This window comes from Zavarzinia aquatilis (genome assembly GCF_003173035.1).
Taxonomy (GTDB): Bacteria; Pseudomonadota; Alphaproteobacteria; order Zavarziniales; family Zavarziniaceae; genus Zavarzinia; species Zavarzinia aquatilis.
The window spans coordinates 21554-41242 of sequence record NZ_QGLE01000014.1 but is presented as its reverse complement, the minus strand read 5'-3'; the positions used below and the strand labels follow the sequence as shown (position 1 = coordinate 41242).

General features: G+C 68.6%; 21 protein-coding genes. 6 read left to right on the top strand and 15 right to left on the bottom strand.

Going from position 1 to position 19689, the window contains the following annotated elements; translation table 11 throughout:
* Positions 1-456 (bottom strand): thioredoxin TrxC, encoded by a 456-nt coding sequence (gene trxC / locus DKG74_RS18850; RefSeq protein WP_109907732.1) that lies wholly within the window; start codon positions 454-456, stop codon positions 1-3.
* Positions 457-674: 218 nt separating this feature from the next.
* Between trxC and DKG74_RS18845 the strand changes: the two genes are divergently transcribed.
* From DKG74_RS18845 to DKG74_RS18835, 3 genes are all read left to right on the top strand, one after another.
* Positions 675-2807 (top strand): TonB-dependent siderophore receptor, encoded by a 2133-nt coding sequence (locus DKG74_RS18845; RefSeq protein WP_109907731.1) that lies wholly within the window; start codon positions 675-677, stop codon positions 2805-2807.
* Between the two features lie 5 nt (positions 2808-2812).
* Positions 2813-3991, top strand: coding sequence for a PepSY-associated TM helix domain-containing protein (locus DKG74_RS18840; protein WP_109907730.1), 1179 nt, complete (start codon positions 2813-2815; stop codon positions 3989-3991).
* 63 nt (positions 3992-4054) lie between these two features.
* The gene (locus DKG74_RS18835) at positions 4055-4396 is read left to right on the top strand and encodes a hypothetical protein (RefSeq protein WP_109907729.1); all 342 of its coding nucleotides are present in this window, start codon (positions 4055-4057) and stop codon (positions 4394-4396) included.
* Positions 4397-4403: 7 nt separating this feature from the next.
* Here the strand turns inward: DKG74_RS18835 and DKG74_RS18830 are convergent, their stop codons facing one another.
* The 3 genes from DKG74_RS18830 to DKG74_RS18820 form a co-directional block, all read right to left on the bottom strand.
* Positions 4404-5291 (bottom strand): acyl-CoA thioesterase, encoded by an 888-nt coding sequence (locus DKG74_RS18830; protein WP_109907728.1) that lies wholly within the window; start codon positions 5289-5291, stop codon positions 4404-4406.
* Positions 5288-5941, bottom strand: coding sequence for an HAD family hydrolase (locus DKG74_RS18825; protein ID WP_109907727.1), 654 nt, complete (start codon positions 5939-5941; stop codon positions 5288-5290). Before DKG74_RS18825 ends, DKG74_RS18830 begins: the two co-directional genes overlap by 4 nt.
* A gap of 130 nt (positions 5942-6071) precedes the next feature.
* Entirely contained in the window at positions 6072-7250 is a 1179-nt protein-coding gene (locus tag DKG74_RS18820) for an acyl-CoA dehydrogenase family protein (protein WP_243404171.1), read from the bottom strand.
* Positions 7251-7432: 182 nt separating this feature from the next.
* On the opposite strand from DKG74_RS18820, the gene DKG74_RS18815 reads away from it, so the two are divergent.
* Both DKG74_RS18815 and DKG74_RS18810 read left to right on the top strand, forming a co-directional pair.
* On the top strand, positions 7433-8056 hold the full coding sequence (locus DKG74_RS18815; RefSeq protein WP_109907725.1) for a hypothetical protein: 624 nt from the start codon (positions 7433-7435) through the stop codon (positions 8054-8056).
* 76 nt (positions 8057-8132) lie between these two features.
* A complete protein-coding gene (locus tag DKG74_RS18810; RefSeq protein ID WP_109907724.1) occupies positions 8133-8774 on the top strand; it encodes a hypothetical protein in 642 nt (213 codons plus the stop codon).
* A 6-nt stretch (positions 8775-8780) separates the two neighbouring features.
* Here the strand turns inward: DKG74_RS18810 and DKG74_RS18805 are convergent, their stop codons facing one another.
* The 5 genes from DKG74_RS18805 to DKG74_RS18785 are packed head-to-tail and all read right to left on the bottom strand — an operon-like array spanning position 8781 to position 14403.
* Positions 8781-10007 (bottom strand): toll/interleukin-1 receptor domain-containing protein, encoded by a 1227-nt coding sequence (locus DKG74_RS18805; protein WP_109907723.1) that lies wholly within the window; start codon positions 10005-10007, stop codon positions 8781-8783.
* 56 nt (positions 10008-10063) lie between these two features.
* The gene (locus DKG74_RS18800) at positions 10064-11554 is read right to left on the bottom strand and encodes an acetyl-CoA acetyltransferase (RefSeq protein WP_109907722.1); all 1491 of its coding nucleotides are present in this window, start codon (positions 11552-11554) and stop codon (positions 10064-10066) included.
* A gap of 35 nt (positions 11555-11589) precedes the next feature.
* On the bottom strand, positions 11590-12378 hold the full coding sequence (locus DKG74_RS18795; protein WP_109907721.1) for an NUDIX hydrolase: 789 nt from the start codon (positions 12376-12378) through the stop codon (positions 11590-11592).
* Positions 12379-12383: 5 nt separating this feature from the next.
* The gene (locus DKG74_RS18790) at positions 12384-13238 is read right to left on the bottom strand and encodes a MaoC family dehydratase (protein WP_207779418.1); all 855 of its coding nucleotides are present in this window, start codon (positions 13236-13238) and stop codon (positions 12384-12386) included.
* 31 nt (positions 13239-13269) lie between these two features.
* On the bottom strand, positions 13270-14403 hold the full coding sequence (locus DKG74_RS18785; protein WP_243404170.1) for a succinylglutamate desuccinylase/aspartoacylase family protein: 1134 nt from the start codon (positions 14401-14403) through the stop codon (positions 13270-13272).
* 159 nt (positions 14404-14562) lie between these two features.
* On the opposite strand from DKG74_RS18785, the gene DKG74_RS18780 reads away from it, so the two are divergent.
* The gene (locus tag DKG74_RS18780) at positions 14563-15396 is read left to right on the top strand and encodes a crotonase/enoyl-CoA hydratase family protein (RefSeq protein ID WP_109907720.1); all 834 of its coding nucleotides are present in this window, start codon (positions 14563-14565) and stop codon (positions 15394-15396) included.
* 10 nt (positions 15397-15406) lie between these two features.
* Here the strand turns inward: DKG74_RS18780 and DKG74_RS18775 are convergent, their stop codons facing one another.
* From DKG74_RS18775 to DKG74_RS18750, 6 genes are read right to left on the bottom strand one after another with little or no spacing between them, the layout of a single operon-like run.
* Positions 15407-16306: a LysR family transcriptional regulator gene (locus DKG74_RS18775; RefSeq protein WP_109907719.1), complete on the bottom strand. Its 900-nt coding sequence runs from the start codon at positions 16304-16306 to the stop codon at positions 15407-15409.
* A complete protein-coding gene (gene mobA / locus DKG74_RS18770) occupies positions 16303-16878 on the bottom strand; it encodes a molybdenum cofactor guanylyltransferase MobA (protein ID WP_109907718.1) in 576 nt (191 codons plus the stop codon). Before mobA ends, DKG74_RS18775 begins: the two co-directional genes overlap by 4 nt.
* Complete coding sequence (locus DKG74_RS18765; RefSeq protein WP_165837758.1) at positions 16875-18077, bottom strand: molybdopterin molybdotransferase MoeA; 1203 nt, start codon at positions 18075-18077, stop codon at positions 16875-16877. Before DKG74_RS18765 ends, mobA begins: the two co-directional genes overlap by 4 nt.
* Positions 18074-18571 (bottom strand): molybdopterin-guanine dinucleotide biosynthesis protein B, encoded by a 498-nt coding sequence (gene mobB / locus DKG74_RS18760; protein WP_109907716.1) that lies wholly within the window; start codon positions 18569-18571, stop codon positions 18074-18076. Before mobB ends, DKG74_RS18765 begins: the two co-directional genes overlap by 4 nt.
* Positions 18568-19416, bottom strand: coding sequence for a formate dehydrogenase accessory sulfurtransferase FdhD (gene fdhD, locus DKG74_RS18755; RefSeq protein WP_109907715.1), 849 nt, complete (start codon positions 19414-19416; stop codon positions 18568-18570). The genes mobB and fdhD overlap by 4 nt, the downstream gene beginning before the upstream one ends.
* Positions 19417-19468: 52 nt before the next feature.
* Positions 19469-19666, bottom strand: coding sequence for a heavy-metal-associated domain-containing protein (locus DKG74_RS18750; RefSeq protein ID WP_109907714.1), 198 nt, complete (start codon positions 19664-19666; stop codon positions 19469-19471).
* Positions 19667-19689 lie beyond the last annotated feature (23 nt).

The following is a 19689-nucleotide window of genomic DNA, read 5'->3' as shown; positions in this document are numbered from 1 at the left end:
TCACGCCGCCTGTGCCAGTTGCTGGCGGGCCCAGGCGACGATCTGTTCGGTCGTCATGGCGCCCGAGACCTGCGCGATGCGCCGCCCACCCGCGAACAGCAGGAGCGTGGGGATGGAGCGGATGCCGAGGCGGCCGGACAGCTCGGGTTCGGCATCGCTGTTCAGCTTCAGCAGGCGGAACCCGGGCTCCAGCCGGCCGGCGGCGGCGGCGAAGGCCGGCCCCATCATGCGGCAGGGGCCGCACCACGGCGCCCAGACATCGACCAGCACGGGCTGACTGCTGCGCCCGACCTGACGCTCGAAGCCGGCGGCATCGACTTCGGCCGGATGGCCGTCGAACAGGGCCTTGTGGCATTGGCCGCAACGACCCTCGGTCGCGGGCCGGTCCCTGGGCAGACGGTTGACGGCGGCGCAATGAGGGCAAACGGTCAGCAGGTCGGAAGCAGGGGCGGGCATTCTTCAGGCTTTCGGCGGCGGCCGCGAAAGGCGGCCGGTGGCGGATGTTTCCCCAGATATTGGCGCTGACGACTGCGCTGAAAAGGGGGGCGGCCCGAGGGGGCGGCGGTCCGGCCGCCACAATCGCAAATTTCGATAATGAGAATCATTCGTAATAATCTAGCTTCCCCGGCAAGAACCCGTCTGGGCGCGGGATCACTTTATCCGTTGGGGGTTGCATGTCTTTGCTTGGGGGAAGGGGCCTGTTCGGCCCGATGGTGGCGTTTTCGGCATTGACGGCGGCAGGCGCCGCCTTTGGCCAGACGGCGGTCGAAGGGCAGGGCGAAACCGTGGCCCTGCCCACGGTGACGGTGGACGGCGGGGCCGTGACGCCCGCGGCGACGGACGGCGGTCAGGGCTATCGCGCGCCGGTGGCGGCGACGGCGACGAAAAGTGCCGCGGGCACGCTGCAGACACCGCAGTCGACCCTGGTGTTGACCCGCCAGCTCATGGACGATCAGGGCAGCCGCAGCCTGACCGACGTGCTGCGCAACGCGGCTGGTGTCATGCCCGGCGGCTATTACTACGGCTGGGAATATGTCCGCATCCGCGGCTTCGATGCCGACGATTCGATCTATATCGACGGCCTGACCAACGGCTATGGCGTAGGCGGCGCCCTGGACCTCTTCCTGTTCGACCGGGTCGAGGTGGTGCGCGGCCCGGCATCCACGCTTTACGGCGCAAGCTCGCTCGGCGGCATGGTGAACCTCACCAGCAAGCGGCCGGTGCCTGACAATTTCGCCACCATCGAGACGACGGTGGGCAGCCAGGGCGATCATCAGGCCAGCATCGACGCGGGCGCGCTGCTCAGCGATGACGGCACGCTCTATGGCCGCTTCCTGTTCCTCGGCGGCTCGGAGTCCAGCTTCATCGAGGATGTCGATCCGTCGGAGCGGGTGCTGATCGCGCCGTCGCTGACCTGGAAGCCGAACGATCGCACCTCGCTTACCCTGCTCGGGACCTACAGCAAGTCGTGGGACGAGGGGGCGCCGACCCTGCCCGCCGTGGGCACCGTGCTGCCCAGCCCCTATGGCCAGATTCCCCTCGACCGTAACCTCGGCGAGCCTGACGTGCCTGAATCCGTGGTCACGGAGACGAAGCGCATCGGCTATGAGTTCCGTCACGAATTCGACGACACTTTCGCCATCCGTCAGTCCCTGCGCATGAACTGGTTCGAGTCCGAGTGGCGCAATATTCTCTATCCCTGGATGTATTATCCGAACGATCGGACCATCCTGCGCTTCGTCTATGCCCGCGACAGCGAATGGACGATCTTCAACACCGATACGGCCGCCGAGGCGCGTTTCGCCACCGGGCCCCTCAGGCATTTCGTCGCCCTCGGCATCGACTATACGCGCTACGAGGAAGACGCGATCGGCTCCAGCTTCTCGGCGATGTCTTTCATCGACGCTTACGATCCGGTCTACAACGGCACCCTGCCGGCGCAGCCGCTGACGTCGCCGTCGAGTTCCGAACTCGATGCCCTCGGTGTCTATCTGCAGGACCAGATCAGCTGGAACGCCGTCACGTTCACCCTCGGCGGGCGCCTCGACCGGGCGAAGGCGAACGAGAGCGGCGCGAAATCCGACGACGACAAGTTCAGCCCGAGGATCGGCGCGACCTGGGAATTCACCCCGGGCTTCGCCGTCTATGCCAATTACGCCGAGTCCTTCCGGCCGCAGCCGAGCAAGCCCATCGGGTCGGTCGGCGGGCCCAATGCCGAACCGGAGACCGGCACCAACTACGAGGTCGGACTGAAGGCCGACAGCGCGGATGGAACGCTGGGCGGTACGCTCTCGCTCTACCACCTCACCCGGCAGAATGTCGCCTCCGACACCGGCCTCGGCTTCTACGCCGTCACCGGCGAGCAGCGCAGCCGGGGTGTCGAACTCGATCTGCGCTGGTCGCCGGTCGCGGGGCTGGACCTGATCGGTTCCTATTCCTACACCGACGCGGAAGTGACCGACGACGAGGATGCGACCAAGGTCGGCGACGCGGTGCGCAACGTGCCGCCCCACATGCTTAGCGGCTGGGCGCATTACCGGCTTCAGGACGGGCCGCTCGAAGGCCTCGGCTTCGGCCTGGGCGTCCGGCATTACAGCGAACAGGAAGGCACGTTGCCCAACAGCTTCAAGCTGCCGGCCTATACGCTGGTCGATGCCGCCGTCTCCTTCACGGAAGGGCCGCTCAACGTCCGCCTCAACGTGATGAATCTGTTCGACGAGGAGTATTACGTCGGCTCCTACAGCGACTTCTATGTCCTGCCCGGCGCGCCGACCGAGGCGCGGCTGACCGTCGGCTACAGCTTCTGACGGCGATGCGGAAGGTTCTGCTTCTCTGGCACCGCTATGTCGGCCTCGGCATCGCCGCCTTCCTGGCGCTGTCGGGCCTGACCGGCAGCGTCATCGCCTTCAATCACGAAATCGACGGCTGGCTGAACCCCGAATTCTACGCGGCCAGCGACGAAGGGCCGGCCTTGCCTGTCCGCGACCTGGTCGCCCGGGTCGAGGCGGCCTATCCCGATATCTATATCGACGGCGCCAGCCTGCCCGATCGGGCGGGGGCACCCGTCTCGCTCTGGGCCGAGCCGCGCGAGGGTCGGGACGAGACCATCAACCAGATCTTCGTCGACCCCGCGAGCGGCGATATCCTCGGCGCGCGCAATTTCGGCGCCTGCTGCTTCTCGGCCGAGAATGTCATCCCCTTCCTCTATGTCTTTCACTATTCCCTGTCGCTGCCGGAGCGCTGGGGCCTGTGGCTGATGGGGCTGATCGCGATCTTCTGGTTCTTCGACTGTTTCGTCGGCGCGATCCTGACCTTTCCCAAGGGCCGGCCCTTCTTCGCCAACTGGCGGCCCGCCTTCGGCATCAAGCGGGGCGCCGGTGCCTATCGCCGCAATCTCGACCTGCACCGGGTGGGCGGCCTCTGGCCCTGGCTGCTGCTCGCGATGCTGGCGCTCAGTGGCGTCGCCATGAACCTGCAATACGAAGTGTTCCGGCCGCTCCTGTCGCTGGTCGCGCCGCTGTCGCCGTCGCCGTTCGATGTCGGGATGCCGCGGTTCACCGAAAAGGTCTCGCCCCCCGCGCTCGGCTTCGACGAAGCCATGGCCCGGGGGGTGGAAGCGGCGAAGGCGCAGGGTGAGGTGGGGCAGGCCCTCGGCGCCTATCACTTCGGCCAGTTCCGCGCCTGGCTGATCGTCGTCGGCGAGGAGGAGCATGGCCCGGGCCTTGGCGCGGCGCGCATCTATCTCGACGACGCGACGGGGGACGTGCTGCTGAGCGAATTGCCCGGTCGGGGCACGGCGGGCGATATCTTCCTGCAGCTGCAGTTCCCGCTGCATTCGGGTCAGATCGTCGGCCTTCCCGGCCGCATCGTCATCGCGGTCATGGGCCTTGTCGTGGCGACCCTGTCGGTGACCGGCATCATCCTCTGGGGTTACAAGCGGAAAGGCCGGGTGGCGCTGCGCCGTCGCCGGGAAGCGGTGGCGCCCCCCTGAAGCCCCTTGGCGCCGCGCCCGCTTTCGGGCGAAATGGGGCAGCGGGGCAAGGGGGATAAAGCCATGGAGAGGACTTACGCGCGGGCGATACTGCTGGCCGGGGCAAGCGTCACCGGCGCCGGCTTCATCGGCTTCGCCCTGTTCGAGGCGCTGCGCCCGCTGCTTGGCGCTGTCGCCGCCGGGGCGCTCGTCGGTGCGCTGTTCCTCGCGCCTGCCGTCGCGCTCGCCCTGCGAGAACGAAAGCCGGCGCCCGTGCTCACCGCCGCCAACAAGGCGATGGCGGCGACCGAGGCGCAACTCCACACTCTCGCGCAGACGGCCGCCGACAATCCGCTGACCACGGCGGCGACATCGGCGCTGAGCACTTTCGCCGGGGTGCTCGACCCCCGGCGGCGGCGGGAGTGACGCGGCCTCAGCCCGGCCAGGCGACGGTGCGGCCCTCGAACAGTTTCAGGATGATGTCCGGGACCGGGATCGCCTTTCGCGCCTGCATGTCGAAATAGACGGCGACGATCTCGACCGTTGCGACGGGCTCGCCCGTTCGCTCGTTCAGCATCCAGTGGAAGAAGCGCAAGGTCCGCCCGACGGTGCCCGAGGCGCCGGAGCGCAGCACGATCACATCCCCCGGCTCGACCGGGGCGCCCCAGCGGATCTTGTAGTCGAGCGCGGCGGAGCCGATGTGGCGGGCGCGCAGGGCTTCCGCGGCGGTCTCTTCCGAGGCGATCAGGTGGCTGACCGCTTCCGAGAGATGGCCGATGAAGCTCCGGCGCGGCAGGCTGCCGCCGGGGCGCAGCTCCGCCGCCTTGACGATGCCGACCAGGGTCTCGGTCAGGTTCAGCGTGGCGGCCTGCTCGAGGCTGACGCCGTCGTGGCTGCCGGCCGGCTCCGGCAGGTCGGCGGCGCCCATCTCGGCCGGCGTGACCAACACCGCTTCCCCGGCCGCGATGACGGCGGCGGGCAGATGACTGACCTCGGCATCGACGGTGGCGGCGATGTCGCCGGTGGGCGAATGATACATGATGTGACGCAAGCGAAGGCCATCGCCCGCGTGATCGACGCCGATCACCGCGCTTTCGATCCACAGGGCGGCGCCCACACGGCTTTCCTTGCGGAAGATGATGTGGTCGGTGCGCCGGCCGGGCGCGAGGCCGGCGGCAAGGCCGAGGCGGGCGAGCAGCACGGCCTCCGCGTCATCGAATTTGGCGCCATAGAACTGTACGTTCATATGACCCATCTGGTCGCATTCCCAGGCGTCGGTGCCGCCACGCCAGGTGACCTTGATATTCTCGTTCTTCGTCATGATGTCAGTCCGATCAGGGCGGGCAACTGCCGCATGTCGTCGAAAATCTCCGCCCCGGCGGCGCGCAGCAGGGCGGCATCGGTCTCCCGCGCGAAGCCGAGGGCGCGCATCCCGGCGGCGACCGCGCCGGTCACGCCCGGCACGCTGTCCTCGACGACGACGCAAGCACCCGGGTCATGGCCCATGCGGGCGGCGGCGTGCAGGAACAGGTCGGGCGCCGGCTTGCCCCGCGCGACCTCCACCGCGGAAAACAGCCGGCCGGTGAAGAGGGGGGCAAGGCCGGTCAGGCCGAGGGTCAGGGCCATCTTGTCCGGCGTGCCCGACGAGGCGACGCAGGTCGCGATGCCCGCCGCCTGCACGGCTTCGACCGCCGGTCCGACATGGGGCACGGCGGCAAGCGAAACGCGGAAACGGGCATAGGTGATCGCCTGCAATTCGGGCAGCCAGTCGGGGGGCAGGGCGCTGCCCGTCATCGCCTCGATCCTGGCCATGACCGATTTCATCGACAGGCCGACGAATTCATGCCGGCTGCCGGCCTCGTCCATGTCATGGCCGAGCCGGGTGACCGCCTCGGCCAGCACCCGGTTGGCGATGCCCTCGGAATCGACGAGGACGCCGTCGCAGTCGAAAATCACCAGTGAAGGACGCAAGACCACATTCCCCTGACACCATGAACCCTTCGAGGCGTCATCCCGGCGCAGGCCGGGATCTCGCGCAAGCCAGGGCGCCCCCTCGTATCGAGGTCCCGGCCTGCGCCGGGACGACGAGTGTCGGACCAGTCTACAGGCCGAGCTGGCGCGCGGCGAGGTCGCGCATGATTTCTTCCGAGCCGCCGCCGATGGCGTTCACACGGACTTCACGATAGATGCGCTCGGTCTTCACGCCGCGCATGTAACCGGCGCCGCCCAGGATCTGCATCGCCTCGCGGGCGCAGAATTCCATGGTCGTGGTCGCCTGGTTCTTCAACATGCAGATTTCGGCGATGGGGGCATCGCCCTGTTCGATGCGCCAGGCGAGGTTTTCCAGCATGGATTGCGTGGCATGGACGCGCTGGGCCATGTCGACGATCTTGTGGCGGATGACCTGATGATCGGCCAGGCGCTTGCCGAAGGTCATGCGCTGGCGCGCCCAGCCGAGCGCCTCCTCGAGGGCGACACGGGCGAAGGCATTGGCCCCGGCGGCCAGCGCGATGCGCTCGCCGTTGAAATTGCGCACGATGCCGAGGAAGCCGGCATTCTCCGGCCCGATCAGGTTGGCGGCGGGCACGCGCACCTCGTCGAAATGGATGGCGGCGGTATCGGACATCCACCAGCCCATCTTCTTCAGCGGCGTGCGGGTGATGCCGGGCAGGCTGGTGTCGATCAGCAGCAGCGAGATGCCGCCGAAGCCCTTGCCGCCGGTCCTGACCGCCGTCGTGATGTAATCGGCGCGGATGCCCGAGGTAATGAAGACCTTCTCGCCATTGACGATGTAATCGTCGCCTTCGCGCCTCGCCGTGGTCTTCAGGTTGGCGACGTCCGAGCCGCCTGAGGGTTCGGTGATGGCGAGGGCCGAGATTTTCTCGCCGTTCAGGATGGCGGGCAGCACCCGCGCCTTCATCTCGTCGCTTCCGAGGGCGACGATGGGCGGGGCGCCGATGCCGTGGCTCATCAGGCTGGCGATCAGGCCGCCGCTGCCCGCCCGCGCCAGCTCCTCGGTCGCGATGATCATGTGGAACAGATCGGTGTCCTCGATCCCGCCGTAGGCCTCGGGAAAACCGAGGCGAAGCAGGCCGATATCGGCGGCCTTGGCATAAAGCTCGCGCGGGAAGCCGCCGGCCTCGTCCCATTCGTCGACATGGGGCACGATTTCCGCCTCGACCCATTTGCGCAGGGTCTCGCGGAAGCCGCGGTGTTCCGGCCGGTAATAGGGGCTGGGGATTTCGCGCAGCAGGGTGTCGAACAGGGGCTGGTCGGTCACGTCTCTCTCCTCCGCTCGCCGGGCGAGCCGACGATTTGTCATTTTGTCGCCAAGCCTGCCTCGCACGGCGGACCTGCGCAAGGACAAGGCAATGACGTCGCGGCCTTGGGCGTGACGGCGGTCACCGACGGGACAGGAGGTGATGTGACAGGGTGGCGTGGTCGATTCGCACCAGGTGATTCATGCGTCGTTTCCCCTCCGCCCTTCTTGCCGCCGTTGCCGTGTTTTCGCCTGTCGCCGGGGCAGAGGCGCGCGAACTTCTCGCGCCTCGGGTCGACTATGCCGCGACCTATGTCCTGCAGCCCGATGGCGAGACCATGCGCATGGCCCATCACGCCTCGAAAATGCGCATCGACACGTCGAGCGACGGCGAGGCGGCGACCATCATCATCGACCCCGCAGCGCAAAGGATGCTGATGCTGATGCAGGGCATGGTCCTGCAGATGGACATGCGCGAGCGGATGCCCGGCATGTCCTTCAAGGACAGCGGCGCCAGCCTCGCCACCGATATCAGCGTGAAGCCGCAGCCCCTTGGCACCAAGGTGATCGCCGGCCTGACCTGTACCGTCTATGACGCGATCTGCGGCGCCGGCACCGGCGAGCCGGTGCATTCGCTGGTGTGCTTGACGCCCGACAATGTCATGCTGGAATCGGTTTCCAAGGATCAGGGCCGGACGGTCACCCTGACCGCGACCGCGGTCGAGATCGGGCCGCAGGACCCCGCGCTGTTCGCCGCGCCGCCGGGCGCGCAGGTCATGGACATGTCGCGGATGATGGGGGGCATGGGGGCAATGCCCGGCCAGTGATCGGGAACCCCGCGGGCCTTTCGGCCTTGATCAGGACGAGGGCGTCCGCGAGTGGGGCCCCGATGGAGGACATGTCATGCGTCGCACTGCTCTCGCCACCGCCCTCGTCGCTGCCTTTGGCGCCGTGCCCGCCCTGGCCGATCCGCTGCCGCTGCCCCGGGTCGACTACGCCATCACCTACAATATGCAGCCGGGCGGCCAGGTCATGAACATGGCCCATCATGCCGGCATCATGCGGGTCGACATGACCGAACAGGGCCAGGCCATGACCGGCCTGATGAACCTGCACACCAACAAGATGACCGTCCTCATGTCGGCGCCGATGAAGATGGCGTTCGAAATGAACATGAACGATCCCATGCCCGGCATGGCCGGTCCCGCCGCCGGGATCAGCCCGCAGCAGATGATGACCGAAGGCGATGTCACCCTGACCCCGATCGGCACCAAGACCATCGCGGGCCACAGCTGCACCTATTACGACGCGGTCGGAACGCTGGGCAAGGACCGGGCGGAATCCAAGGTCTGCCTGACCTCGGACAATGTCCTGCTCTATTCCGAGGCGGTCGATCAGGGCCAGACCTATATCCTGACCGCGACCCATGTCGCCCTCGGCCCGCAGGACCCGTCCCAGTTCCGCGTGCCGCCGGGCACCCAGGTCATGCCGATGCAGATGATGATGCAGGGCATGGGCGGCTTGCCGGGCCTCAATCTGCAATAATCGGGATCAGCGGTAGCCGGCGCAATTCTCGTCGCCGGCCGCCGCGGCCTCGGCGCCGGTGCAGAGCGCGGTCAGCAGACGGATAGCGAAATCGTAATCCTGCTCGGCGGCGGCGCGGAACAGCCGGGCCGCCCGGGCGGGCGAGCGCGGCAGGCCGGCCAGCCCGTTCTGATACATGAGGCCGAGGTTGACCTGCCCGTTCACATTGCCCTGATCGGCGGCGGCCTGGAACAGGCGCCGGGCCTCGATATCCGATTTCTCGACCCCGCCGAGCCCCTGCGCATAGAACCAGGCCAGCCGGGCGGAGGCGAGGGGAACGCCCAGCCGCGCCCGCTCCATCAGCAGCCGGGCCTGCGTCTCGTCTTTCTCGACCCCGGCAAGGCCGAACAGGGTGAAGACGGCGAGACCATAGGCGCCCAGCCCGTCGCCCGCGCTTTCCGCGCGTCGGAACGCGGGCAGGGCTTCGTCGAACCGCCCCATGGCGGCCAGCGCCCAGCCGTATTCGGCGGCGAGCGCGGCATCGTCCGGCGCCGTCGCGGCGGCCTGCTCGCAATCGGCCAGCACGTCGATGGCGGGCCGGCCCAGCACGGCGAAGCGTACCGGTGTGCTGGAATAATCGTCGACCAGCCGACGTCGGAGCTGGTGGCAGCGCTCCGCCGCCTCGGGCGAGGCGGCGACCTGCGCGCGCCTCGTCCCTTCCTCGGCGATCCGGACCCCGAAGACACCGCCGGCGACGAGGGCGAGGTAGAGGCCAAGACCCAGCGCCGCCCCGCCGGCAAGCATGAAGGCGGGCTTCTTCCAGTCCCTGCCGCGGCGCGGTCTCGTCCCCGCGACCGGCGCCCCGCCGTCGAGGGCCGCCACCACCGCCCGCGCCCGATCCGGCGGCGGCAGCCGGTAGCCCTCGATCCATTGCGCGGCGCTCAGCCAGTAGCGCAAGTCCCCCTCGGGCTCCACGATCTCGATGCGCAGGGGCAGCAGGCGCTTGCCCTCGCGATGGGCGAGTTCGACTTCCTTGGCGACATGGGGCGAGGCATTGGCCGGGGCCGAGACCAGCACGACCATGGCCGCGCAGCCCTGGATGCCGCGCAGGATTTCCGACGGATAGGACAGGCCGGCGCGGATGTCGCGCGGTGCGATCCAGCAGCGATGGCCCGCCGCTTCCAGCGCCGCGACCAGTTCGGTCGCGGCGGCACCGTCCGCCGAAGCGTGGCTGATGAAGATCGCTGCCGCCATGCGCTGTCCCCCGATCCCTTAGTGCCCGATCGGGGGCCGGCTGCGCAAGTCTCCCGTCAGCGCGGATCGAAGCTGTTCTGGCCGCCCGACGTGGTGACCTTGCCCTTGCGGCCGATGGCTTCGCCGTCCAGCAGCAGGTCGAAGACGTCGGCGTCCGACGGCGTGTTGGCGACGAAGCGGCTGCCATCGCCCAGCCGGCCGATGACGATGGCCATATAGGGCGCGCCGTCGCGGCCGTGGACGACGGTATAGGTCTCGATCTTCGCGTCCCCCTCCGCCTCGACCGCGATGGTGGGCTTTGCTTCCGCGTCGATCTCGGCCTGATAGAGCGCGGGGTCCTTGCGGGTGAAGGGTTGCGAGGGCGCCTCGGTCGAATAGATGCCGGCGGAATGTTTGGTCACATACCAGCCGTTGGCGGTGACGAGGCCGTAGTCGCCCGGGTGGGCGCGCAGGCGCGCCGCCATTTCGGCGATGGAATGCATGACGTAATTATTCCCCGGCCCGCCGAAATAGGGCAGGCCGCCGGTCACCGTCAGGGGGATTTCGTCGACTTCCGGCAGGGCCAGTTCCTGCTTGGCGATCTGCACCGCCGAGGGGAAGCAGGAATAGATATCGAAGTGGCGCATGTCGGCGACACTCTTGCCGGCCATGGCGAAGGCTTCGCGGCCGACGCGGGAAATCGCCGGGCTGGAGTGATAATTCACCCGCTCGAGCACGAACCAATGGTCCTTGGCATCGGCGCAGCCGTGCAGATAGACCCATTTCTCCCTGGGCACGCCCAGGCGCTTCGCCTCCGCGACCGAGGTCATGATGACGGCGGCCGACTGGTCGACTTCCATGATCGCATTGACCAGCTTGGTGTAGGGATAGCCGACGAAACGGTTCTTCGCGGTCGGCGTCGCCAGTTCCTCGGCGCTGCGCTCGATGGGGAACCAGGCGAGCGGGTTCTGCGCCGCGACCTTGGTGAAGGGTGCGAACAATTCACCGATCTTCAGGAGATGGGCCTTCAGGCTGCGGCCGCGTTTCGCCCGCAGCGCATTCTCGAACATCGGATAGACATTGACCGGCGGGAACATGCCATGGGCCAGCTCGGTCGGGAGGGAGCCGTTGCGGTCTTCCTCGGTCAGGGTGATCTGGCCGAAGGGCAGGTCGATGCCCAGTTTCTGCGCCCTGGTGATGGTCGACAGCACCTCGACGCCGGTGAGCAGCGCGAGCTTGCAGCTGCCCCTGGCGATCTTCTCGGCGGTCTCGTTCACCAGCATCTGGGGCGAATTGCCGCCCACGGCGGTATGCTGGCGGTCGGCGGGATGGGCGCCCAGCAGATCGGCGAGATTGCTCACCGGATCGGCGTAATTGCCCGACATGAAGCGGACGACTGCGAGCCGGTCGATCTTCGCCAGTTGCGCCTCGGTCAGGCCGGCATCGGCGGCGGCGAGGCGGGCGGCGGCGGCCATCATCTCGATGGGGCCCTTGGCCTCCAGCGGCTCGACGTCTTTCTGCGTGATCTGGCCGACGCCGATCAGCACGGGCGTCAATTCCTCGGACATAAGCAACTCCCCTCGTTATCTTTGTTGTTGTTCTCTCAGCGCAATTCGGAAATCGGTGCCTCGGTCCGGTCGTAGCCGGCTTCGGCGGGCACGACGAGGACCTGACCCGACGGCCTCTCTTCCAGCCAGGGCTTTACCGTGACGATGGAACTCGCGGCGGCCCTCGCGAGGGCGCCCGCTGTCGTCATGTCGCGGGCAAGGACGGACAGGTTCATCCGCGTCGGGAAGATCACTGACCGCTTGCCGGCCACCGCATCGTCGATGGCCGCCTGCGGGTTGATCCAGATGCTGTCTACCGTCTCGCCGCCATCGTGCAGGGCGAGCTGGTCGGCCGGCGCCACCGCCAGGAAGAAATGGGTATCGAAGCGTTTCGGCATGAAGTCCGGCGTGACCCAATGGGAAAAGCGGGTCAGCCGGTCGAGGGCGAGGGACAGGTCCTCGGCCTCGACCATCTCCATGATGCCGATCTCGCCCTTGGCCATGGGCGCCCGCCAGCGGGCTTCCAGCGCCGCGAGGCGGGGGGCGTCGATCAGCGCGTCGCTGCCGGCGGCCCTTGCCAGCAACACGCCGCATTCCTCGAAGGATTCGCGGATGGCAGCGATGGCGAAGGGCGTCAGGTCGCCACCGATCAGCGGATTGGGGGAAAGCCGGGGCAGCAGCTCGGGCGCACGGTCCCGCGCGTCCAGCTTGCCGCCGGGGAACACCAGGGCGCCCCCGGCGAAGTCGATCTGGTGGTGGCGCTGGACCATGAAGACTTCGAGCCCGCCCGCGCCGTCGCGCAGCAGAAGGACCGTGGCGGCGGGAAGCAGGCGGGCATCGGTCATGGTGTTCAGGCCTTGATGACGGCTTTGCCGTTGTTGATGGCGATCACGTCGCGCTCGACGATCCGCGTGCGGAAGGAGATCACGTCGCCGTCCTGCCACATCTGGGTTTCCAGCGTCTCGCCCGGGAACACGGGGGCGGAGAAGCGGGCGTTGAACTCGACGATCCGGGTCGGGTCGAAGTCGCAATAGGCTTCGACCACGGCACGGCAGGCGTTGCCGTAAGAGCACAGGCCATGCAGGATCGGGCGCGGGAAACCGGCCATGGCCGCGAAATTCGGGTCGGCGTGCAGCGGGTTGCGGTCACCCGACAGGCGGTAGATCAGGGCCTGGGATTCCAGCGTCCTGTAGGCGATGGCCTTGTCGAAGGCGCGCTCGGGCAGCTTGTGGGGCTCCGGCCCGCCGCCGGCCGGGCCGCCGAAACCGCCGTCGCCGCGCGCGAAAATGGTCATGCCGATGGTGATCAGCGGCTGGCCCGTCGCCTTGTCGCGGATTTCCGTGTCGGCCAGGATGATGGCGCCCTTGCCCGGACCCTTGTCATAGCAGCCGACGACCTTGCCGCTGCATTCGATGGTGCCTTCGGGCGGCAGCGGGGCATGGACCTTCAGGCGTTCCTCGCCGTGGACGACCATGATGAAATTGATCCCGGCATCGCCCAGCAGCGTGTTGTCCCAGGCGACCACGGTCGCCTGCGTCGGCAGGACCTTCAGGCCGTTCTCATAGACGAAGGGCAGTTCGTTCGCGTTCAGCGGGTCGATCCCCATGCCAAGGCCAAGGGCATAGAGCATGGTTTCCCGGTCGGTATAGCTGACGGTCCAGGGGCCGGAGGTCAGCTTCATGATCTTGTCGTAGTCGATCGCCACAGTCTCTCTCCTCGTTTTTTGGTGCTTTGTCTTATTGGGTCAGCAGGGCGCCGGTGCGATGGGCGAGGGGCACCGGCCCCGCGATCTTGGCCGCCGGCAGGCCGGGCCGCGCCAGCGGATGGCCGGTGCGGGCGAAGAGAACGCCCGAGGCCCGCGTGATCAGCGGCGTGCGCGCGCCGGTCAGGGGATCGACGATCTCGGCGATCAGCTCGCCGGCCGCGACGACATCGCCCGCCTCGCGGTGGAAGGCAAGGACGCCGCCCACCGGGCACAACAGGATATCGGTGCCCGACAGGGGCGTGCCGTCGCAACTGGCCGCGGGCAGGGGGCCGGGATCGCCCGCGATCACGCCCCGGCGCTGCAACAGGCGGAACAGGGCGGCGGCATCCCGCGCGGCCAGCGTGTCGGAAACATCCCGGTCGCCACGCAGCTCGACCGTCGCCGACAGGCAGGCGGGCGGGATCGGACAATCGGGGAAGCGATGGGCGAGCTGCCACCAGATGCCACCCACCGCCTCGTCGAAGGGATCGCCCCCCGAAACCTCGGCGGTCAGGGCGGCCCTGGCGCCCAGCTCGTAGGCGAGATCGGCGGCCGATGGCCACAGCGGCGTGCCGAGATAGACATGCATCACCGCGACATCGTCGCAGTGCAGGTCGAGGGCGATATCCGCGTCGACCGCGCGCTTCATCAATTCGAGGCGCAGCTGATCGACCTCGGTCGTCGGTACCCGCGCGTCCAGCTGGCGGCGGCATTCGGCGCGGATCAGGTCGATATTGCCGGCGGCATCGTCCGACAGGCGCTCGGCGACGGCATCGCCGACGCTTTCCGCGAGGTCCGGGTAATGGCGGTTGAAATTGCCCAGGCTGTCGAATTCGAAGCGGCCGGCGTGCTTGCCGAACAGATATTGCGACAGGCCGATGGGATTGGCCGTCGGCACCAGCTGAATTTCGCCGAGGATGGCGCCCGCTTCCCCCGCCGCGTCGATCAGCGGCAGCAGGTGCTGGACGACGAGGAGGCCGGGCAGTTCGTCGGCATGCAGCCCGGTCTGGATATAGGCCTTGGGGCCGCGCCCGGCGGTGCCCCAGCGGTGCACGGTCAGGGTGCGGAAGGTGCCCGGGCTCGACGAGAGAAGCGCGATGGTTTCTGTCTGCCGCTGCTGCTTCACGACGCCTTGCTCCTTCTGCCGGTCCGCTTTCGTGCAACGCTCGCTGATCGCTGTCAAGCCGGGTGGCGGCGACGTCGCGTCCGGCAGGCCCCTTCGCGGGGGGCTTCTGATCGGCGCGGAGCCGTGCTAGGCCAAAGGCAAAACGAGGAGAGGAATATCATGGCCTATCAGACCTTCGACCTGTCGGTGAAAGACCATATCGCCCACCTGCAGCTGAAGCGTCCCGCCGAGCTGAACACGATGACCCCGGCGTTCTGGAGCGAGATCAAGGCGATCTTCGAGACGCTGGAACAGGACCCGGAGGTCCGCGTCGCCGTGCTCTCGTCGACGGGCAAGCATTTCACCGCCGGCATGGACCTGTCGGTCTTCGCCAGCCTCGCGCCCACGATCGCCGACGAGGCCCGCAAGCGCGAGGAGCTGCGCCGCAAGATCCTGAAGCTGCAGGACTGTTTCTCGATCATCGAGCGGATGCGTTTTCCCGTCCTCGTCGCGATCCAGGGCGGCTGCATCGGCGGCGGCGTCGATCTCGTCACCGCCTGCGACGCCCGTTACATGACGCGGGATGGCTTCATCCAGATCGCCGAGATCAACATCGGCATGACCGCCGACGTCGGCACCCTGCAGCGCCTGCCGCGCCTCATTCCCGAGGGCGTCGTGCGCGAACTGGCCTATACCGGGCGCCGCCTCGGGGCGGAACGGGCGCTGGCCCTTGGCCTCGTCAACGAGGTGTTCGAAGATCACGCGGCACTGCTGGCCGGCGTCTTCAAGGTCGCGGCAGAAATCGCCGGGCACAGCCCGCTCGCCGTCGCCGGCACCAAGGAAATGCTGAATTTCACCCGCGACCATTCGGTGGCCGACGGGCTGAACTATATCGCGACCTGGAACGCCGGGATGCTCATGGGCAACGACATGCCGGAAGCCCTGGCGGCGCGGATGCAGAAGCGCGCGCCCGACTACGAGGCCCTGCCGCCCGCGACCAAGAGCCTGCTCTGACCTGTTGGCCTCAATCCTCGTCGTCGAGGCGGGCGGCGAGGGTGCGGGCTTCGGCGACGAGGGCGGCGCAGAGCGGGGTCGTGGTGTCCCGCTCGGCGACGACGAGGCCGATGGTATGGGCCGCTTCCGGCTCGCGGATCGGGATCGAGCGGATGTTTTCCGGCAGGCCAAGGGTGGCCGCCAGCTTGGCCGGCATCACGCTCGACCAGCGGCCGGTGCGGACATGGGCGAAGAGCACGATCATCGAATTGGATTCGAGGGTCGGCGTCGCGACGCAGCCGGCGGCTTTCAGCAGGGCGTTGATGATGCGCCGGTTCTGCATGTCCGGGGTCAGCAGGCACAGGGGCACGTCGCCGACCTCGGCCCAGGTCACGCTCTCGCGGTCGCCAAGCGGCGCATCCGGGTTGGTCAGCAGGCGGTAACGCTCGCGGTACAGGGGTACGGTGGCCACCTTGCCCAGCGGCTCGTTGTCGAGATAGGTCAGCGCGGCATCGGCATCGAGATTGTCGACGAGGGCGAGCGCCTCGGCCGAAGTGCGCGACAGGATGGTGAAGCTGACATTGGGATGGCGGGCGCGGAACGGCGTCGTCAACTCCGGCACCATGGGCAGGGCGGTCGGAATCGCGGCGATGGTCAGGTGACCCGACAGGCCCTTGCGCATCGCCTCCACATCCTGCCGCATCGCCCGCGTGTCGCCGACGATGCGCCGGGCCCAGCCCAGCACCTTTTCCCCCTCGGGGGTCAGGCGCTGGAAGCGCGAGCCGCGCTGGACCAGCAAGACACCGAGTTCCGCTTCCAGCTGCTTCAGGCCGGCCGACAGGGTGGGCTGGGTCACGCCGCAGGCGTCGGCCGCCCGGCCGAAATGTTGCTCCCGCGCGAGGGCCAGCAGAAATTCGAGCCGCGTGATCATGACGCCAGCATCGACTCCGCCGTGGCCAGGTCTTCGGGCGTGTTGATGTTGAAGAAGGGATCGGGCGTCCCGTCGCCGTAATCGACCCGCGCCGAGGCATGGCGGCGGACGAAACCGCCCACCCGGTCCAGCTTCTCGATCGTCAGGGCGTGGTGCAGGTCGTCGGCCAGCGCAGGCGACCACAGCGCGCTCAGCCAGTGGTCCCGTCCATGGGATGCCGCGAAGGCGACGGGCGCATCGGCGGCGGCAAGGCGCGCCGCGAGGTCGCGGGGCACGAAAGGCTCGTCCCCGGTCACGGTCAGCAGCGGCCCCTTCGCCCAGGCAAGCCCGGCAAGCACGCCCGCCAGCGGCCCGGGATAGCCCGGCAGCGTGTCGGCCACGATGTCGAGGCCATAGCCGAGATAGGGCGCCGGATCGCCGTTCACATTGAGGGCGAGGCGGCCGACCTGCGGCGCCACCCGCTCGATCACATGCTCGACCAGTGGCCGCCCGGCCAGCGGCGCCAGCATCTTGGGGCCCCGGCCGAAGCGGCGGGACAGGCCGCCGCACAGAATGAGGCCGGCCGGCTTCACCGCAGGGCGCCCGCGAAGGGGATGAAACCCACGGGATCGCCGGGGGCGATGCTGGTGGTCGCCTCGGCGATGTCGGCGAAACCTTCGGCATCGCCGCCCCAGGCGAGGTTTCCGGCGGCGTTGCGCGCCACCCGCTCCAGCTTGCCGCCGTTCAGCCGTGCCGGCAGCAGGGCGCGGTCGCCCGCCGGTTTCTCGTAGGCAAAGCCGGCGGGCACCGTGTAACGGGGCAGGGGGCGTGGCGCCTCCCCGGCGAGGTGCCGCACCAGCATCTGGCCGATCAGGGCGAAGGTGACGGCGACCGCGCCCGGATTGCCCGGCAGGCCCAGCACCGGCGTACCCCCCAGCAGGCCAAGGCCCATGGGCCGGCCCGGCTTCAGGGCGAGGCGGTGGAAAATCATCTCCCCCTCGCCATGAAGGATCGCCGGAATGTGATCCTCCTCGCCGACCGACATGCCGGCGGTAGTGATGACGAGGTCGGCGCTGGCCGCGGCCTCGCGCAGGGCCTGGGCGATGGCGGCGCGGTCGTCCGGCAGGATCGGCCCGTCCTTCACCTCGCAGCCGAGATCGGCGAGGAAGCCGCGCAGCATCGGCCGGTTACTGTCGGTCACCTGATGCGCGGCCTTCGGCGCGCCGGCCGGGCGCAACTCGTCGCCGCTCGACAGCAGCGCGACCCGGAGGCGCGGCCGAACCCCGACCTCGGTCACGCCGAGATCGGCCAGCAGGCCGAGGTGCACCGGGGTCAGGCGCAGCTCGGCGGGCAGGGCGGCTTCACCGGGGCGCAGCACCTCGCCCTTGCGGCGGATGTTGGCACCGGGGCGCAAATCGCCCTGCCAGCGTAAAATGTCCCCCTCGATCAGCGCCTGTTCCTGCATCAGGACCGCGCTTGTCCCGTCCGGCACCACGGCGCCGGTCAGGATGCGCACCGCCTCCCCCGCAGCGAGGGCATGGGGGAAGGGATGGCCGGCCGCCGCGCGGCCCGGGACGAGACGGCAGGCGTTATCGCCCGTCCCATGCAGGGCATAGCCGTCGACGGCGGAATTATCGGCGGCGGGCAGGGCCTCGCTCGCCAGCACCGGCCGGGCCAGCACGCGGCCGGCGGCGCCTGCGACGGGCACGGTCTCGCAACCCGCCGGCACCGCGATCCGTGCGCCGATCAGGGCCAGCGCCGCGTCGACGGTCAGCAGGGGCTGCCGGCTCAAACGTAATGCCCCGCGATCAGGAAATCGACGATGGCGCCGAGATCGTCGAGGTTCAGCCAGGGCACAGGGATGCCGGCCGGGGCATGGGGCGCGGCGACGGCGACGATATGGGGATCGTCCGGCTGCAGCAGCGGCTTGCCGACATCGGCGCGATAAACCTCGATCTTGGGGATCGGGTCGCGCTTGAACCCCTCGACGATGACGACATCGACCGGCGAGAGTTTGGCCAGCAGCTGGTCCAGCGTCCATTCGGACGCGCCGCGATGCTCGTGCATCAGGGCGAAACGCCGGCTGGAAGCGACGATGACTTCCGCCGCCCCGGCGACACGGTGGTTGTGGCTGTCCTTGCCCGGCTGGTCGACATCGAAATCGTGATGCGCGTGCTTGATGGTCGAAACCGTGCGCCCGGTCGCGATCAGCGCGGGGATCAGGCGGGTGACCAGCGTGGTCTTGCCGCTGCCACTCCAGCCGGCGAAGCCGATCAGTTTGGTCATGGGATCAGGCGCTCCGGCCGGCTGTAGATCGAATGGCGCTGCCCCCGGGCGAAGGCGATCAGGGTGATGCCGGCCTCTTCCGCCAGCCGCACGGCGTAATCGGTCGGGGCCGAGACGGAGGCGATCACGGCGATGCCCGCCGTCGCCGCCTTGTGCACGATCTCGAACGAGCAGCGGCTGGTGACGGCGAGGAAGCCGTCCGCCGGGTCGATGCCCTGCCTAGCAAGGGCACCGGTCAGCTTGTCGACCGCATTGTGACGCCCGACATCTTCCCGCAGCAGCAGGATATCGCCCTCCCGCCCGGCCCAGCCGGCGGCATGGACGGCGTGAGACTCGCGGTTCAGCACCTGCCCGGCGGCCAGCCCCGCCATGGCGCGGGCGATGGCCCCGGCGGCGATCTTCGGTCCACCCACCACCCTGGGCGGCGGGCGCAGCGCCTCGTCGAGACTGTCGATCCCGCACAGGCCGCAGCCGGTCCGCCCGGTCAGGGCGCGGCGCCGCTCCTTCAGGCGGGCGAAACGGGCGGCGGGGATCTCGATGTCGAGGCTGATGCCCCGGTCATGGTCGGCGCGGGCGATGTCGCGGAGTTCCGATGCCGTGGCGACGATGCCTTCCGCCAGCGAAAAGCCGATGGCGAAATCCTCGAGGTCGAGGGGGCTCGCCATCATCACGGCGTGGGAGACACCGTTGTAGACGAGGGCGATGGCCACCTCGTTGGCCAGAATGTCGCCGACGGCGGCAACGGCATCACCGTCGCGGCGCAGGCAAGCCCGCTCGACGAGCGCGGCATGGCGCTGCGCCGTGTCGCGGTCGTCTGTGTCCTGATCGGGGTGGGCGGCGTCCATGACCAAAGGCTTTGCGCCAAAGCGGGGGGCGCCGTCAACCCGCAAGGCGCGATCAGGCGGCGGCGACGCCGAAGCCGGCCTTTTCCACCGCCTGAATGACGGTCTTGCGGTCGGCCGTGTCGGCGAAGGTGAGAGTCGCCGAGGCAAGGTCGACGCTGGGGCTGGCGTCCGGCGCGGCCTTGGTCACCGCCTTTTCGACCGATTTGGCGCAGCCGCCGCAGGTCATTCCGGTCACCGTCAATGTCTGCATGATCGTATCTCCTGAATACGCGA

What these genes read in the sequence shown, in the direction of transcription:
- DKG74_RS18800 (WP_109907722.1), bottom strand. Translation starts at nt 11,554, where the DNA reads ATGTCCGAGGAATTGACGCCCGTGCTGATCGGCGTCGGCCAGATCACG.
- DKG74_RS18845 (WP_109907731.1), top strand. Translation starts at nt 675, where the DNA reads ATGTCTTTGCTTGGGGGAAGGGGCCTGTTCGGCCCGATGGTGGCGTTT.
- DKG74_RS18840 (WP_109907730.1), top strand. Translation starts at nt 2,813, where the DNA reads ATGCGGAAGGTTCTGCTTCTCTGGCACCGCTATGTCGGCCTCGGCATC.
- DKG74_RS18805 (WP_109907723.1), bottom strand. Translation starts at nt 10,007, where the DNA reads ATGGCGGCAGCGATCTTCATCAGCCACGCTTCGGCGGACGGTGCCGCC.
- DKG74_RS18775 (WP_109907719.1), bottom strand. Translation starts at nt 16,306, where the DNA reads ATGATCACGCGGCTCGAATTTCTGCTGGCCCTCGCGCGGGAGCAACAT.
- mobB (WP_109907716.1), bottom strand. Translation starts at nt 18,571, where the DNA reads ATGACCAAACTGATCGGCTTCGCCGGCTGGAGTGGCAGCGGCAAGACC.
- DKG74_RS18830 (WP_109907728.1), bottom strand. Translation starts at nt 5,291, where the DNA reads ATGACGAAGAACGAGAATATCAAGGTCACCTGGCGTGGCGGCACCGAC.
- DKG74_RS18835 (WP_109907729.1), top strand. Translation starts at nt 4,055, where the DNA reads ATGGAGAGGACTTACGCGCGGGCGATACTGCTGGCCGGGGCAAGCGTC.
- DKG74_RS18815 (WP_109907725.1), top strand. Translation starts at nt 7,433, where the DNA reads ATGCGTCGTTTCCCCTCCGCCCTTCTTGCCGCCGTTGCCGTGTTTTCG.
- DKG74_RS18780 (WP_109907720.1), top strand. Translation starts at nt 14,563, where the DNA reads ATGGCCTATCAGACCTTCGACCTGTCGGTGAAAGACCATATCGCCCAC.
- trxC (WP_109907732.1), bottom strand. Translation starts at nt 456, where the DNA reads ATGCCCGCCCCTGCTTCCGACCTGCTGACCGTTTGCCCTCATTGCGCC.
- DKG74_RS18750 (WP_109907714.1), bottom strand. Translation starts at nt 19,666, where the DNA reads ATGCAGACATTGACGGTGACCGGAATGACCTGCGGCGGCTGCGCCAAA.
- DKG74_RS18810 (WP_109907724.1), top strand. Translation starts at nt 8,133, where the DNA reads ATGCGTCGCACTGCTCTCGCCACCGCCCTCGTCGCTGCCTTTGGCGCC.
- DKG74_RS18795 (WP_109907721.1), bottom strand. Translation starts at nt 12,378, where the DNA reads ATGACCGATGCCCGCCTGCTTCCCGCCGCCACGGTCCTTCTGCTGCGC.
- fdhD (WP_109907715.1), bottom strand. Translation starts at nt 19,416, where the DNA reads ATGGACGCCGCCCACCCCGATCAGGACACAGACGACCGCGACACGGCG.